Source organism: Streptomyces sp. NPDC005791, assembly GCF_042871485.1.
Taxonomy (GTDB): domain Bacteria; phylum Actinomycetota; class Actinomycetes; order Streptomycetales; family Streptomycetaceae; genus Streptomyces.
Window position 1 is genome coordinate 24,274 of sequence record NZ_JBIAIP010000013.1, and the last position, 13,712, is coordinate 37,985.

The 13,712-nt window shown below is 71.7% G+C and carries 14 protein-coding genes and 1 tRNA gene; 5 read left to right on the forward strand and 10 right to left on the reverse strand.

All coding sequences use genetic code 11. From position 1 onward, the window contains the following. Positions 1–64 precede the first annotated feature (64 nt). The 3 genes from ACFYSH_RS24405 to ACFYSH_RS24415 form a co-directional block, all read right to left on the reverse strand. Positions 65–916: an SCO1664 family protein gene (locus tag ACFYSH_RS24405; protein ID WP_359478005.1), complete on the reverse strand. Its 852-nt coding sequence runs from the start codon at positions 914–916 to the stop codon at positions 65–67. Next, positions 880–1,470: a DUF3090 domain-containing protein gene (locus tag ACFYSH_RS24410; RefSeq protein WP_359478008.1), complete on the reverse strand. Its 591-nt coding sequence runs from the start codon at positions 1,468–1,470 to the stop codon at positions 880–882. Before ACFYSH_RS24410 ends, ACFYSH_RS24405 begins: the two co-directional genes overlap by 37 nt. A gap of 107 nt (positions 1,471–1,577) precedes the next feature. Continuing rightward, positions 1,578–2,288, reverse strand: coding sequence for a histidine phosphatase family protein (locus tag ACFYSH_RS24415; protein WP_359478011.1), 711 nt, complete (start codon positions 2,286–2,288; stop codon positions 1,578–1,580). Positions 2,289–2,340: 52 nt separating this feature from the next. On the opposite strand from ACFYSH_RS24415, the gene corA reads away from it, so the two are divergent. Next, positions 2,341–3,327: a magnesium/cobalt transporter CorA gene (gene corA, locus ACFYSH_RS24420; protein WP_359478014.1), complete on the forward strand. Its 987-nt coding sequence runs from the start codon at positions 2,341–2,343 to the stop codon at positions 3,325–3,327. Positions 3,328–3,345: 18 nt separating this feature from the next. On the opposite strand, the gene ACFYSH_RS24425 is transcribed toward corA, so the two are convergent. Then, positions 3,346–4,134, reverse strand: coding sequence for a ferritin-like domain-containing protein (locus ACFYSH_RS24425; RefSeq protein WP_359478017.1), 789 nt, complete (start codon positions 4,132–4,134; stop codon positions 3,346–3,348). Between the two features lie 243 nt (positions 4,135–4,377). Then, on the reverse strand, positions 4,378–5,430 hold the full coding sequence (locus ACFYSH_RS24430) for an LLM class F420-dependent oxidoreductase (RefSeq protein WP_359478020.1): 1,053 nt from the start codon (positions 5,428–5,430) through the stop codon (positions 4,378–4,380). Positions 5,431–5,574: 144 nt separating this feature from the next. On the opposite strand from ACFYSH_RS24430, the gene ACFYSH_RS24435 reads away from it, so the two are divergent. Both ACFYSH_RS24435 and ACFYSH_RS24440 read left to right on the forward strand, forming a co-directional pair. Beyond that, positions 5,575–6,558 (forward strand): aldo/keto reductase, encoded by a 984-nt coding sequence (locus tag ACFYSH_RS24435; RefSeq protein WP_359478023.1) that lies wholly within the window; start codon positions 5,575–5,577, stop codon positions 6,556–6,558. Further along, positions 6,555–8,792 (forward strand): helix-hairpin-helix domain-containing protein, encoded by a 2,238-nt coding sequence (locus ACFYSH_RS24440; RefSeq protein ID WP_359478026.1) that lies wholly within the window; start codon positions 6,555–6,557, stop codon positions 8,790–8,792. The genes ACFYSH_RS24435 and ACFYSH_RS24440 overlap by 4 nt, the downstream gene beginning before the upstream one ends. A 57-nt stretch (positions 8,793–8,849) precedes the next feature. Here ACFYSH_RS24440 and ACFYSH_RS24445 read toward each other — a convergent pair whose 3' ends face one another. Next, positions 8,850–9,512, reverse strand: a complete 663-nt coding sequence (locus ACFYSH_RS24445; RefSeq protein ID WP_359478029.1) for a hypothetical protein — start codon at positions 9,510–9,512, stop codon at positions 8,850–8,852. Between the two features lie 47 nt (positions 9,513–9,559). Here ACFYSH_RS24445 and ACFYSH_RS24450 point away from each other — a divergent pair, with 47 nt between their 5' ends. Then, the gene (locus ACFYSH_RS24450; RefSeq protein ID WP_053930948.1) at positions 9,560–9,748 is read left to right on the forward strand and encodes a DUF5703 family protein; all 189 of its coding nucleotides are present in this window, start codon (positions 9,560–9,562) and stop codon (positions 9,746–9,748) included. Between the two features lie 58 nt (positions 9,749–9,806). On the opposite strand, the gene ACFYSH_RS24455 is transcribed toward ACFYSH_RS24450, so the two are convergent. The 3 genes from ACFYSH_RS24455 to ACFYSH_RS24465 all read right to left on the reverse strand — a co-directional run bounded on the left by ACFYSH_RS24455 (position 9,807) and on the right by ACFYSH_RS24465 (position 12,414). Further along, complete coding sequence (locus ACFYSH_RS24455; RefSeq protein ID WP_388755202.1) at positions 9,807–10,562, reverse strand: chaplin family protein; 756 nt, start codon at positions 10,560–10,562, stop codon at positions 9,807–9,809. A 140-nt stretch (positions 10,563–10,702) separates the two neighbouring features. After that, positions 10,703–10,936 carry a chaplin ChpH gene (chpH, locus tag ACFYSH_RS24460; protein ID WP_359478036.1) on the reverse strand — a complete coding sequence of 78 codons (234 nt, stop codon included), beginning with the start codon at positions 10,934–10,936 and terminating at the stop codon, positions 10,703–10,705. Between the two features lie 143 nt (positions 10,937–11,079). Then, on the reverse strand, positions 11,080–12,414 hold the full coding sequence (locus ACFYSH_RS24465) for a M20/M25/M40 family metallo-hydrolase (RefSeq protein ID WP_359478039.1): 1,335 nt from the start codon (positions 12,412–12,414) through the stop codon (positions 11,080–11,082). A 181-nt stretch (positions 12,415–12,595) separates the two neighbouring features. On the opposite strand from ACFYSH_RS24465, the gene ACFYSH_RS24470 reads away from it, so the two are divergent. Further along, positions 12,596–12,683, forward strand: a tRNA-Leu gene (locus ACFYSH_RS24470). A gap of 160 nt (positions 12,684–12,843) precedes the next feature. Here ACFYSH_RS24470 and ACFYSH_RS24475 read toward each other — a convergent pair. Next, positions 12,844–13,659 (reverse strand): alpha/beta fold hydrolase, encoded by an 816-nt coding sequence (locus ACFYSH_RS24475; protein ID WP_359478042.1) that lies wholly within the window; start codon positions 13,657–13,659, stop codon positions 12,844–12,846. Between the last annotated feature and the right edge of the window lie 53 nt (positions 13,660–13,712).

A 13,712-nucleotide genomic window follows, 5' to 3' on the forward strand; every position in this document is an offset into this window, starting at 1 on the left:
CGCGGGGGACGGCTTTCCGCTGTCGCGCCTTCCCGCCGTGCCGCGCCGGAACCGGCCGGTGTGCTCACACCGGCGGCCAGGGGATCGGTGGCCAGTCGCCGCTCGGCTCGGGGTGGCGGCCGGTTCTGCGGAGGCCCTCCACCCGGCCGCGCAGGGCGTCGATCTCCGCCGCGGTGATCAGTTCCGCCAACCGGGTGGCGAGCGCCGCTCCAGGTCGCAGGCGGTCGGACAGCCGGTCGAGCACCTCGGTGGCCTCCGCCGTCAGCGGCTCGCCGGCCCACCCCCAGAGGAGCGTCCGCAGCTTGTCGTCCGCGTTGAAGGTGACGCCGTGGTCGATGCCGTACAGCCGGTCACCGGGTGCGGGCAGCAGGTGACCGCCCTTGCGGTCACCGTTGTTGATCACCGCGTCCAGGACCGCGAGCCTGCGCAGCCGGGGGTCGTCGGCGTGCACCAGCAGGGCCGTCCTCCCCTCCCCCACCTCGGCGAAGCCGACGGCCTTCCAGCCGTCCCCGGGCTCGTCGCCCTCGACGAGCGCGAGCAGCGGCGACAGCCCGTCGGCGGGCCGGTCACCGTCCTCGGCGGCCTCGATCCACAGCTGGCACATCCCCTCGCCGTAGGGGCCCTCCCGCAGGACCGTGGGCGGTACGAGCCCCCAGCCGGTGGCCTCGGAGATCTCGTACGCCGCGACCTCGCGCCGGGCGAGCGTGCCGTCCGGGAAGTCCCAGAGAGGCTGCTCACCGGCGACCGGCTTGTAGACGCAGGGGCGTTCCTCGCCCTCGTACGCCACCGTGCAGTACAGCACCGCGTTCGACGCGCCCCGGACCTGGCCGAGGACCGTGAGTTCCCCCTCGGCGAGCAGGGTGCGCAGCCCCTCCTCGGTCAGGCCCCGCGACGGTATCCGTTCTGGCGCGGGCATACGTGTCCTTCCGGATCGAGGGGGAGGCTGCACAGCGGGCAGGGCGGCCGGCCCGCGTTCACGACGTCCAGCGCGCGTTTGGCGAACGCCCGCGCCTGAGCACCGGTCAGCCGGACGCGCAACATCGGCGGGCCGTTCTCCTCGTCCTGCAGGAGCTTCTCCTCGGCCTCCGCGAGGTCGTCCTCGGAGTCGGCGTCCAGTTCGACGAGGGCCTGCGCCTCGACGATCATGCGCTGCTCCTCGCCGTCCCAGGCGAGCGCCATCGTGCCGACCCTGAACTCCTCCTCGACGGGAACGTCGAGGGGCGCGGTGTCGGTGACGTCCATGGGTGCCACGGCGGGCACCGGGGAGTTGCCGCCGGTCCGCCGGACCACCTCGTCGAGGAGTTCGTCGATCCGTTCGGCCAGCGCGGAAACCTGGGTCTTCTCCAGGGCCACACTCGTGACCCGTCCCCGCGAGGATGCCTGCAGGAAAAACGTACGGCGGCCAGGCAGCCCGACCGTACCGGCCACGAAACGGTCCGGTGGGTCGTAGAGGAACACCTGACGGGACACGTCCTGTCTCCCTTGAGTATCTGATGGCGGATGGGGCGGGGCCCCGGGGGCCCCGCGGGATCTCCCACAGGGCCTCTACGGCGCGTCCACCCTACTGCCCGGAGCGATCACGGTGCCCCAGCGCCGCCCCCGACCGCCGCGTCCGTTGCCGTGTCCACGGCCGCGTCGGCCCCGACGGCCGGTTCACGCGGCACCAGGGAGGCGAAGTCGCCGGTGTCGCCGAGGCGCAGGAGGAAGGGACGCAGCCGGGTGTAGCGGATCGCGGTGACGGAGCACGGGTCGGCGTGGACGCGCTGGAAGAGGTCGAGATGCATGCCGAGCGCGTCGGCGACGAGTGACTTGATGATGTCCCCGTGCGAGCACATCAGATACGTGGCGTCCTCGCCGTGCTCCGCCTCGATGCGGGCGTTCCAGTCCCGCACCGCGTCGACGGCCCTCGCCTGCATGGCCCGCATGGACTCGCCGCCGGGGAAGGCGGCGGCCGAGGGGTGCTGCTGGACGACCTTCATCAGCGGTTCGTCGGAGAGTTCGGCGAGTTTGCGTCCCGACCAGTCCCCGTAGTCGCACTCACTGATCCGTTCCTCGGTGTGCAGCGAGAGGTCCGGGCGGGCGTCGAGAAGCGGCCGGAGCGTCTCGCGGCAGCGCTGCAGGGGGCTGCTGACAGCCGCCGCGAGCGTGAGGGCGGACAACCGGCCGGGGAGTGCGGCGGCCTGTTCGGCGCCGCGTTCGTCGAGGGAGACACCTGGGGTCCGGCCCGCGAGCACTCCGGAGGTGTTGGCGGTCGAGCGTCCGTGACGTACGAGGATGAGCGTCGGCATACCCGCCAGCGTAGAGGTGCGTGAACGCTTCCCGGCAGGGAACAATGCGCGGGTGATCGTCGACTGCGGAATTTACCGGGACGGGCGCCGGACCGAAGGTCCCGCCGACTTCTCCGATGCCCTCGACGAGGCACGTGCCGCCGGGGACGCGTTCGTCTGGATCGGGCTGCACGAGCCGACGGAGAAGGAGTTCGACCTGGTCAGCAGCGAGTTCTCACTGCATCCCCTGGCCGTGGAGGACGCCCTGCGCGCCCATCAGCGGCCCAAGCTGGAAATCTACGACGACTCACTCTTCGTCGTGATCAAGCCGGTGGTCTACGAGCCGGAGAGTGACACCGTGAGCGCCGGTGAGCTGATGCTGTTCATAGGCGACTCCTTCGTCGTGACGGTGCGGCACGGCGAGGGCGCGCCCCTCGCGGCGGTGCGCCGCCGGCTGGAGGCCGAGCCCGAGGTCCTCAGGCACGGCCCCACGTCGGTGCTCTACGCGGTCAGCGACGCGGTGGTGGACCACTACATCGAGGTCGCGGCGGAACTCCAGGTCGACCTGGACGAGCTGGAGGCCGAGGTCTTCGCCCCGGCGGGGACCGGGGACTCCACGAACACGGCCGCGAGCATCTACACCTTCAAGCGCCAGGTCCTCGAATTCCGCCGGGCGACCAATCCTCTGGGCGCACCGATGGCGCGGCTGTCGAGTGCGGGGGTGCCGTTCGTCGACACCGACTCGCAGCCGTTCTTCCGGGACGTCAACGACCATCTGACGCGTGCCGTCGAGCACGTGGAAGGACTCGACCGGCTGCTCTCGGACATCCTGTCCGCGCATCTGGCGCAGGTGGGTGTCCGGCAGAACGACGACATGCGCAAGATCTCGGCGTGGGCCGCGATGGCCGCCGTGCCGACCATGGTGGCCGGGATCTACGGCATGAACTTCACCCACATGCCGGAGCTCGACTGGGTGTGGACCTACCCCGCGGTGATCGCGCTGATGGGCTTCGCCGTCGCGGGGCTGTACCGGCTGTTCAAGCGCCGCGGCTGGCTGTAGGCGGAGCGGGCACCGGCCTCAGGCGTACTCGGTCTCGGGAGCGGCCGGGCTGCCCAGTGCGTCGCGCAGGGCGGGCTGTTCGAGGCTCACCATGCGCCGCCATCCGACGAGTCGCTCGTAGGCGTACAGGGCGTGGATGCCCGCGGCCAGCGCTGCCGCCTTCGCCCGGGGCCAGCGCAGCACGGAGCCCATGTGGCTCATCACGGCGAGGCTGACGTCGCGGTACACGCGGATCTCGGCCCGGGCGCACTCCCGCAGCACGGACTGGATCGTCCGGCCGTGTCCGGCCCGGGCGAAGCGGAGGAGTTCCTCGTGGCAGTATGCGAGATGGTGGTCCTCGTCCCGCGAGATCATCTTCACCGCGCGGCCGACGACAGGGTGGTCGGCGAAGTGCTTGACCATGAGCCGCATCTGTTCGGAGGCACGCTGTTCGGTGACCCTGCTGTGCGCCAGGTAGACGATGACGTCCCGCTCGGTGAGCGGTTCCTCCCGGCTGAGCCGGTCGTGGGCGAGTCCGATGCCGTGGCGCTCCAGCAGGAGCGTGTAGTCGGTCTCGTACGGCACCGCCACGGGTTGGAGTCCGCGCTGCTTCAGCAAGGCGTTGAAGATCCGGCCGTGCTTGTCCTCGTCGGCGCCGTGCCGGGCGACCTTGGGCGCCAGTTCGCGCAGTCCCGGGGGGACGAGCGCGGCGATGCGCCCGTTCTCCCAGCCTCCCTGCGCCTCCCCGCCGGCGGCGATGGAGCAGAACAGCCGGAACGACTCGTCGTTGTCGAGGATCTCCTGGAACAGACCTTTTGCCGAGAGCATCACTGCCACCTTTCGCACCGGTGTCCGCAGGGGCACAGTCAAATTCGGTACGCGGCGGTAGGCAACACGAGAGGGGCCGGACAGGGCCGATGGGGCGTCGTACGCCTCCTGGGGGCCCGTCTGGGCGTCCCGGGAACGGTACGGGGCGTAACCCGGGAGCCGTGCGGCGCGTTGTTCCGTACGACGGCCGTGGCGGGGAGGACCCCCGAGCCCCCACCACGGCCGTAGTGCTGTGGCGGGTCGTTACGCGGCGAGGCCGGAGCGCTCCAGGGCGTCGGTACCGGCGCGCAGGGCCGCGAGGCGCTCGTCGAGGGTGAAGCCGGCCGGGGCGAGGGTCAGCGTCGTGACACCCGCGGCCGCGTACGCCTGCATCCGGTCGGCGATCCGGTCCACCGAGCCGAGCAGCGTGGTCTGGTCGATGAGCTGGTGCGGTACGGCGGCAGCCGCACCGGCCTTGTCGCCGGCCAGGTACTTGTCCTGGATCTCGGCGGCTTCCTTCTCGTATCCCATGCGCTGGGCGAGCTGGTTGTAGAAGTTCTGCTTGCGACTGCCCATGCCCCCGACGTAGAGCGCGGTGTACGGGCGGAACATGTCGGCGAGGCCGTTGATGTCGTCGCCGATCGCCAGCGGCAGGGTCGGGCAGACGTCGAAGCCCTCCATCGTCCTGCCTGCCTTCTCCCTTCCGGCCCGCAGGTGCTTCACCGCGGTCTCCTCCAGGTGTTCGGCGGACGGGAAGATCAGCAGGGCGCCGTCGGCGATCTCGCCGGTCTGCTCGAGGTTCTTCGGGCCGATCGCGGCGATGTAGAGCGGGATGTGCTCGCGCTGCGGATGGACGGTCAGCTTGATGGGCTTGCCCGGGCCGTCGGGCAGCGGCAGCGTCCAGTGCTCACCCGCGTAGGACAGCCGCTCCCGGGACATCGCCCTGCGCACGATCTCGACGTACTCGCGCGTGCGGGCCAGCGGCTTGTCGAACTTGACGCCGTACCAGCCCTCGGAGACCTGCGGTCCGGAGACGCCGAGACCGAGGCGGAAACGGCCTCCGGAGAGCGAGTCGAGGGTGGCGGCGGTCATGGCCGTCATGGCGGGCTGACGGGCCGGGATCTGCATGATCGCGGAGCCCACGTCGATGGACTCGGTCCGGGCCGCGACCCAGGCCAGCACCGTCGGCACGTCGGAGCCGTATGCCTCGGCCGCCCAGCAGACGTCGTAGCCGAGCCGGTCGGCCTCCTGGGCGACGGCGAGGTTGTCACCATCCATGCCCGCACCCCAGTAACCGAGATTGATGCCGAGCCGCATACCCACACTCCCTCTACTGATCAGTAACGTTCCTGTCGAGCGGGACTCTAGCGCGGCGCGCCGGAAACCGGCAGGCTCGCCCGGGGACCGCGGTCATCCACAGGCCTCCACCCCGTGGGGCCCCGGCCAGTAATCTCAGCGCCCATGGAGCAGAGGCATCTCGGCCGTACCGGCCTTCGCGTGTCCCGGATCGGGCTGGGCACCCTCACCTGGGGCCGGGACACCGACGAACACGACGCCGCCGACCAGCTCAGAGCCTTCTGGGACCTGGGCGGCACCCTCGTCGACACCGCCGACGTGTACGGCGGCGGGGAGGCCGAACACCTGCTGGGGCGCCTCCTGGACAACCTGGTCCCACGGCAGGACCTGGTCATCGCGACCAAGGCGGGCAGCGTGCCCGATCCGTACCGCCGCTCCGACGGCTCTCGCGGGCATCTGCTCGCCGCGCTCGACGCGTCCCTACGGCGGCTCGGGACGGACTACGTCGATCTGTGGCAGCTCCATGCCTTCGACCATGTGACACCGCTGGACGAGACCCTGCAGGCGGTGGACATGGCCGTGTCGTCGGGGCGCGTCAGGTACGCCGGCGTGTCCAACTTCAGCGGCTGGCAGCTGGCCAAGGCGGCCACGTGGCAGCTCGCCGCGCCCGGGCAGCGCACCCGGCTGGCCAGTACGCAGATGGAGTACTCGCTGCTGCAGCGGGGCGTCGAGCGGGAGGTCCTGCCCGCGGCGCTGGACCTCGGGGTGGGACTGCTGCCCTCGTCCCCGCTCGGCCGCGGGGTGCTGACCGGCAAGTACCGCACCGGCACCCCGTCCGACTCGCGTGGCGCCTCCGAGCACCTGGCTCCGTTCGTCGAGCCGTACCTCGACGAGGCGGCGGGCAGGATCGTGGACGCGGTGGCCACGGCTGCGGACGGCCTCGCCACGACATCGCTGCAGGTCGCGCTCGCCTGGGTGCGGGACCGGCCGGGGGTGGTCGCCCCGGTCGTGGGGGCGCGCAACGCGCAGCAGCTGACCGAAGCGTTGTCAGTGGAGGCGCTTAGTCTTCCTGACGAGATCTGCCAGGCGCTCGACGACGTGTCGGCGCCCGTGCACCGCTATCCCGACCAGGACTGGAGCACGCTGTGACTGCGCATCCCCGGGGAGAGACCCCGGACCCCGCGGCCGAGGACCACGAGTCCGGCGAGGACGCCGGCACCCAGGCCGCCGGCACACCCGGCACGCCCGACGAGGGCGCCACCGGGAGCGCGGAGGGGGCGGCCGGCGCAGGGGGCGCGGAGGGCGCGCAGGCTCCGGAGCCGGCCCCCGATGCTCCTGCGGCGCCCGTGCTGTCGGAGGCCGAGGCGGAGCTGGCCGCACAGCGCGAGCTGCGTGAGCGGATCGAACAGCGCAAGGCCGAGAAGGAAGGGCCCATCCCGGCCGGCACGAAGCTGAGCGGTCCGGCCGCGGACCTGCTCGCGGCGGTCCGCGCGGTGGAGAGCGGCGAGAAGCCCGGCTCCGCCTTCTTCGACTCCCCCGCCACGCCGCCGGCACCCCGCCGGGCTGCCCCTGCCGCCCCGGCCTCACCCGACCGGCCCTCCCGTGCCCCCGGGCAGCCGGCTCCACGGACCGCCTCCCCCGAGGCCGCGGCCTCGGTCGTGGAGGTGCTGACCAAGGGCGGGGCGCCCGAGGCTCTGGCGCACCCTGCGGCGGCGACCCTCGGCGAAGGAGCGGCCGGGATCCTCCGGGACGACCCGTGGCAGCTGTTGTCCGTGCCAGGTGTGCGGCCCGAGCAGGCGGACGGCTTCGCACGGGCGCTGCTGGGCGCGGAGTGCGGACCCGACGACGAGCGGCGTACGGCGGCCCTGGTGGGCTGGCTGCTGGAGCGGGCCGCGCTGCGGGGCCACACCGCACTGGACGCCGAAGAGGTGCGGACGGCCCTGACCGGGCTCGCGGTGACCGATCCGGGGGAGGCCGTCCAGAACGCCGTCGCCGAGGGCGTCGTCCTGGTCTTCCAGGACGGCACCGGTTCCGACGCGACGGAGCCGGAGCGGACGGAGGAGGCCGAGGAGGCGCCGGAGGGTGAGGCGGGGGCCGATGGCGCACCGGTGCGGGTCCTGCTCGGGCTCGACCGGTACGCCCTGGCCGAGGAGGCTCTCGCCGACGGGCTGGCCCGGCTGGTCAACTCCTGCGAGAAGGGCGCCGACTGGTCGGACGCCGCTGCCGCCGCCCCGTCTCCTTCCGCGGGCGAGCTGATCCGCGCGGCCGCTACGGCCGGTCTGGTGGCCCACAGCGGCGGCGAGGCCGCCCGGGCCGAACCCGCCGCCCTCGTCGCCGCCGCCCACGGCCTGGGTCTGCGGGCCCTGGGCACCGCCCACAGCGCCGACGGCCGTCGCAGACTGGCGGACGCGATCGGTGATCCGGGGTCCGCCGTCACGCTCTCCGCCCTGCTCTCCGGCGAGGAGGGCCCCGGCCGGGACGCGGACGGTGCCTTCGCCCTCGATGTGCTGGTCGTGCTGGACGCCCCGCAACTCGACGTGGAGACGGCCGCGATGCTGGTGGAGTCCCTCGCCGACGGCACACGGCTGATCCTGAGCGGGGACCCGGGCGTACTCGGATCGGCCGGTGCCGGCCGGGTGTTCGCGGACGTGCTCGCGGCGCGTGCCTGCCCGCACGTGGTCTCGCGCACGCCCGACCCCGGGCCGATCGGCGAGCTGGTCTCCGGCATCGGCGTCGGAGAGCTCGCCCAGGTCGAGGCGCCCGGCAAGGAAGTGGTGATCGTGCCGGTCAGGGACGCGGGCGAGGCGGTCCACCGCACGGTGCAGCTGGTGGCCGATTCGGTGCCGCGCGCCATCGGCGTACCCTCCTCCGACACCCAGGTGATCACGGTCGGACACGGCGGCTCGGCGGGGACCAAGGCGCTGAACGCGGCGCTCAAGCAGCGGCTCAATCCCGGCCCCGGCCGGTTCGGCGGCTTCGACCCCGGCGATCGCGTGGTCCATGTCCCCGCACCCGGCAGGGTGGTGCCCGGCTCGGTCGTGTCGGCCGACCAGGAGGGCCTGCACCTGGACTGCGCGGGCGCCCCCGTCGTCGTACCACCGGACCGGGTGGAGACCTCGGTACGCCACAGCTGGGCGCTCAGTGCCCACCAGGCGGCCGGGATGCGCTGGCCCGCCGCCGTGGTCGTCCTGCCCGGGGACGCCGCCCAGGGACTCAGCAGGCCCTGGGTGTACACGGCGTTCAGCCGTGGGGAGCGGCACCTCTCCGTGGTGCACGGCGTGGATCAGGCCCTGCCGCGCGCGGTGGCCGAGGTCCCGGCCCAGGAGCGGACGACCCGGCTGCGTCCGCTGCTGGAGGCGCTGCCCGCTCCGGACGCCTCGTAGGCCCGCCCCGGAGCGCTGGACGGCCCCGGTGCGCCGGGGCCGTCTCGGACGGCGGGGTCAGGAGCGGTCCGGGAGCGCGCCGTCGGCGTCGACGGCCAGTTCCTCGTCCTCGTCGAAGACCGCGCTGACGTCGAAGCGGCAGACCACCATGGCGGGGTCCGCCTCGTCGAACGGCGCCCCGAGCCACTCCCCCGGCTCGGCCAGCTCCTCCGCGGCGGTGACCCAGAGGGTGGAGTCCCCTTCTTCCAGGCCGAACTCCTGGTGCCGGGAAGCGATTTCGTCCGCCTCGTACTCGCCGAACACCACCCCCAGCGCGGCATGCACACCGGCGCCCTCGGTCGGCAGAGCCTCACCCTCGTGACCCTCCGGATCGAGGTCGGCGAGCCGCTCCGCCTGGGCGATCAGCCGCGCGGGCTCCGCCACCGCGTAGTCCCGCCTGATCAGGACACTGACGGCGTGCGGCTCCTCCGGCCCCGCATAGGGCGGGAGGGAATCCTCCGCGGAGGGGATCTCGAAGGGGGTGACCTCGTCGTAGCGGTCGTAGAGCACTTCGTCGTAGACCTCGGCCGCAGCGGCCAGTGCGTTGAACGCGTCGTAGACAGCGGGGTCGTCGTCCCCGGTACGGCGTTCGACTGCCTGGAGGTGGCGGTCGAGCGCGGTTTTGACTGCATCGGCGGCGGCGCGTACCTCGGCAGCGGTGGGCTGCGCAGCATCAGACATAGGACAGACGCTATCCGTCCCGGGGCTCTGCCCGCACAATAGATGCGATGCCGGAATACGAATTCATCGATGTGTACGTGCCGCGCGGGGTGTCCCGCAAGGAGGCGGCCCGACTGCTGACCGACCATGCCGAGTACGGACACTGGGAGCTGGACCGGCTGACGCTGCGCCGTGACGGCAGCCGCAGGGTGCGGCTGCGTCGCCGCATCATCCGCCAGCTCCGTCCCACCTGGTAGCACGAAGCGGGCTCCGCTCGTGCGGAACCCGCTCGTCACACCGGATGTCGCGCTACCGCTACGCGGCGCTCCGCGAGCGGCGGTACAGGACCGTGCCCGCGCCGGCGAGCAGCAGGCCGGCGCTGGCCGGGATGAGCAGGTCGAGCCCGCCCCCACCGGTGTGCGCGAGCTGCTCGCCCGCCACGAGCTGGGTCTCGGGTACCGGAGGCGCGTCCGGCGTGGCCGGCTTCTCCGAGGTGTGCGGCGTGTACGGCGTCTGCGGCACGACGGGAGGCGGGGCCGTCTCCGTGTCGTTCTCGCAGTTGTTGCCGAAGACCGGGTTGAGCAGTCCGCCGATGGTCACGCTGTTGCCGCAGACGTTCACCGCGACCTCGACAGGTACCTGCACCTGGTTGCCGGAGAGGATCCCGGGGGAACCGGTCGTCTCCGCCTGGGCAGAGCTGCCGGACGCACGGTGCCTGCCCGTCCCCGCCCCGCTGTCGTGCACGTCCTCGTGCCCGGACGCCTGGCTCCCGGAGCCGTGACCGGACGAGGAACCGCCGTCCGAGGTGTACGCGTGCCCGGAATCCGAAGGTCCGTTTCCGCAGTCGTTTCCGCTCGTGGGATTGAGCAGACCGACGACGTCCACGGAGTTTCCGCACACGTTGACGGGTACGTCGACCGGAATCTGGATCGAATTCCCCGAGAGCACTCCCGGTGAATTCGACGCACCGCCGGCCGCTCCCGCGTCGGCGTGCGCATAACCGCCGCCGAGCGCGAGCACGCCGCCCGCCGCTGCCATGGTGATCAGGCCTTTACGTGTGACCTGTCGCATAGGTTGTCTTCCTGCCTTCTGCCTACCGAGATGCCCCGAGCACAGCCGTGCCCAGGACCGGATGCCCAGCGGCCCCGGAGTGCGTGGCGCGCACTCCGGGGCCGCCCGGACTCACACCCTTACGGGTTGGTGTGCCAACGTCAGGCGTTGACGCAGGTGTTGCCGAAGGCGGGGTTGAGCAGCCCGATCACGTTGACCGTGTTGCCGCATACGTTCACCGGAACGTGGACCGGCACCTGGACGACGTTGCCCGAGAGCACGCCGGGGCTGCCGATGGCGGCACCCTGGGCACCGGCGTCGGCGGAAGCCATACCGGCGCCCGCGAGCACGAGACCACCGGTAGCAGCCGCGATTGCGACGACCTTCTTGATCATTATTCCTCCTAGTTGTAAGTGCGGTCCCAGCCGCGGACCGCATCAGGTGTAACGAGGAGGGGGTGACGGGGCTACGAGCGCATTACCCCTTTCACTCTTTCTGGTCGTATACGCACACGCTGGCGAATTCAGGCGCGCTGCGCTCACGCATGGTCGATGAACCGGTCGAGCACCCGGGCGCCGAACTTCAGGCCGTCCACCGGTACCCGCTCGTCCACACCGTGGAACATGCCGGCGAAGTCCAGCTCCGGCGGCAGCTTCAGCGGGGCGAAGCCGAAGCAGCGGATGCCGAGGTCGTCGAAGGACTTCGCGTCGGTACCACCGGACAGCATGTAGGGCACGGCGCGGGCGATCGGGTCCTCGGCCTTGAGCGCGAGCTGGATCGCGTCCACCAGGGAGCCGTCGAAGCTGGTCTCCAGCGCCTTGTCACCGTGCACGTCCTCGCGCCGCACCCGCGGTCCGAGGATCCGGTCGAGATCGGCCAGGAACTCGTCCTCGTGACCGGGCAGGAAGCGCCCGTCCACGTGGGCGGTGGCCTGTCCGGGGATCACGTTCACCTTGTAGCCCGCACCGAGCATGGTGGGGGCGGCGGAGTTGCGCAGGGTGGCGCCGATCATCTTGGCGATCCCGCCGAGCTTGGCGAGCGTGGCCTCCATGTCCTCCGGGTCGAGCGGGGTGCCCAGCGCGTCGGACAGCTCGTCCAGGAAGGACCTCACGGTCTTGGTCACCCTGACCGGCCACGTGTGCCGTCCGAGCCGGCCGACGGCCTCGCAGAGCTCGGTGATGGCGTTGTCGTCGTTGGTCATGGAGCCGTGACCGGCGGTGCCGTCCACGGTGAGCCGCATCCAGTGCATGCCCTTCTGCGCCGTCTCCACCAGGTAGAGGCGCAGGTTCTCGTTGACGGTGAAGGAGAAGCCGCCGACCTCACCGATCGCCTCGGTGACGCCGTCGAAGAGGTCCCGGTGGTTGTCGACGAGGTGGCGCGCCCCGTATGTGCCGCCCGCCTCCTCGTCGGCCAGGAAGGCCAGCACGATGTCGCGCGGGGGCTTACGGCCGCTGCGCATGCGGTCGCGTACGACCGCGAGGGTCATCGCGTCCATGTCCTTCATGTCGACCGCGCCGCGTCCCCACACACAGCCGTCCGCGATCTCGCCGGAGAACGGGTCGTGCGTCCAGTCCGCCGCGTTGGCCGGTACGACGTCGGTGTGCCCGTGGATCAGCAGCGCCGGCCTGGACGGGTCCTCGCCCTCGATCCGGGCCACGGTGGAGGCACGGCCCTTGTGGGACTCGATGATCTTCGGCTCCAGCCCGACCTCGGCGAGCTTCTCGGCGATGTACTCGGCGGCGACCCGCTCGCCGGGGCCGGAATGGTCGCCGTAATTGCTCGTGTCGATCCGGATCAGGTCACGACAGAGGTCCACGACCTCATTCTCGGCGGTCTCACCGATGCCGGCCCGGGCCGTGTTGGTCTCGCTCACGCTGCTTCCTTCCACTGTCGCGGTGGTGCTCCCCCTCATACTCGCGCGCCGGCCCCGCGCGCCCAAGGCCGCCCGGCGCTCGCCATGCGCCCTTCACATGCCCGGGGACGTGATCGAGCACCCCCGAATGTTTGCTATGGTTTTCCACGTCGGAACGGGCAAGGCCCGCGAGACACACCCGGTCCGGGTGGCGGAATGGCAGACGCGCTAGCTTGAGGTGCTAGTGCCCTTTATCGGGCGTGGGGGTTCAAGTCCCCCCTCGGACACCAGCAGAAACCCCAGCATGCCTGGGGTTTTTTCTGTTTCCCAGGTAGGGGCGTGGCCAGCCACCGAGCGCATCCCCGGATCAGCCGGGACCGTCACGCCGCCGTCGCACGGCGGGAACCGGCCGTGGGCGGCCTCGGTGAAGAGTGTCAGGTGGAGTGCGGCTCAGTCATGGGCGGCCACCCGCTCGCCGAGGAAGTGCAGCAGTGCGGTGTTGAAGCGCTCGGGCTGCTCGACGCCGGGCAGGTGCCCGGCGTTCTCGATGACGACCAGCGTGGCGTGGGGGACGAGGCGGTGGATCGTCTCGGCGTCCTCGACGGGCGTGTAGACGTCGTCGGCGCCGACCACGATCAGCACGGGTTCGACGACGGCGGCCAACGTGTCCCGGTAGTCCGGGCGTTCGGCCCGGCCACGCAGTGCCGCGGCGGCACCGCGCGGGTCGGTGGCGCGCATCATGCGCAGGACGCGCTCGGCGACGTCCGGCATCGCGGTGACGTTGTACGCGGCAAGCATCTTGTCGATCACCTCGCCCGCGTAGGCGTCCATGCCCTCGGCGAGGAGCCTGTCGGCCAGGCGGTTGCGGAACTCCTTGCCCTCGTCGGTCTCGGCGGGAGCGGAGGTGTCGGACAGGACGACGGCTCGCACCCGCTCCGGGTGGCGGCGCTGGAACTCCATGGTGATCTGACCGCCCATGGAGACTCCACCGACCACTGCCCGCTCGATGCCCACGTGGTCGAGAAGTGCGGCGAGGTCGTCGGCGAAGTCGGAGAGAAGGACCTGTCCTGGGGTGACGCCGCTGGCGCCGTAGCCGCGCAGATCGGGGGTGAGGACCCGGTACCCGGCTCCGGTCAGCGCTTCGGCCTGGGGCGCCCACAGGGTGCGGTCGAAAGGGTGCCCGTGGACCAGGAGGACCGGCAGTCCGGCCCGCGGCCCGAGGTCGTCGTAGGCGAGGGTGGCACCGCGCAGGGTCATGGCGTTCATGCCCGGCACCCTAGCCTCTGATGGACGGGGTGTCGGAGGCTTTTCGGCCGCCC

What these genes read in the sequence shown, in the direction of transcription:
- ACFYSH_RS24405 (WP_359478005.1), bottom strand. Translation starts at nt 916, where the DNA reads ATGCCCGCGCCAGAACGGATACCGTCGCGGGGCCTGACCGAGGAGGGG.
- ACFYSH_RS24415 (WP_359478011.1), bottom strand. Translation starts at nt 2,288, where the DNA reads ATGCCGACGCTCATCCTCGTACGTCACGGACGCTCGACCGCCAACACC.
- ACFYSH_RS24425 (WP_359478017.1), bottom strand. Translation starts at nt 4,134, where the DNA reads ATGCTCTCGGCAAAAGGTCTGTTCCAGGAGATCCTCGACAACGACGAG.
- ACFYSH_RS24430 (WP_359478020.1), bottom strand. Translation starts at nt 5,430, where the DNA reads ATGCGGCTCGGCATCAATCTCGGTTACTGGGGTGCGGGCATGGATGGT.
- ACFYSH_RS24435 (WP_359478023.1), top strand. Translation starts at nt 5,575, where the DNA reads ATGGAGCAGAGGCATCTCGGCCGTACCGGCCTTCGCGTGTCCCGGATC.
- ACFYSH_RS24445 (WP_359478029.1), bottom strand. Translation starts at nt 9,512, where the DNA reads ATGTCTGATGCTGCGCAGCCCACCGCTGCCGAGGTACGCGCCGCCGCC.
- ACFYSH_RS24450 (WP_053930948.1), top strand. Translation starts at nt 9,560, where the DNA reads ATGCCGGAATACGAATTCATCGATGTGTACGTGCCGCGCGGGGTGTCC.
- ACFYSH_RS24455 (WP_388755202.1), bottom strand. Translation starts at nt 10,562, where the DNA reads ATGCGACAGGTCACACGTAAAGGCCTGATCACCATGGCAGCGGCGGGC.
- chpH (WP_359478036.1), bottom strand. Translation starts at nt 10,936, where the DNA reads ATGATCAAGAAGGTCGTCGCAATCGCGGCTGCTACCGGTGGTCTCGTG.
- ACFYSH_RS24475 (WP_359478042.1), bottom strand. Translation starts at nt 13,659, where the DNA reads ATGAACGCCATGACCCTGCGCGGTGCCACCCTCGCCTACGACGACCTC.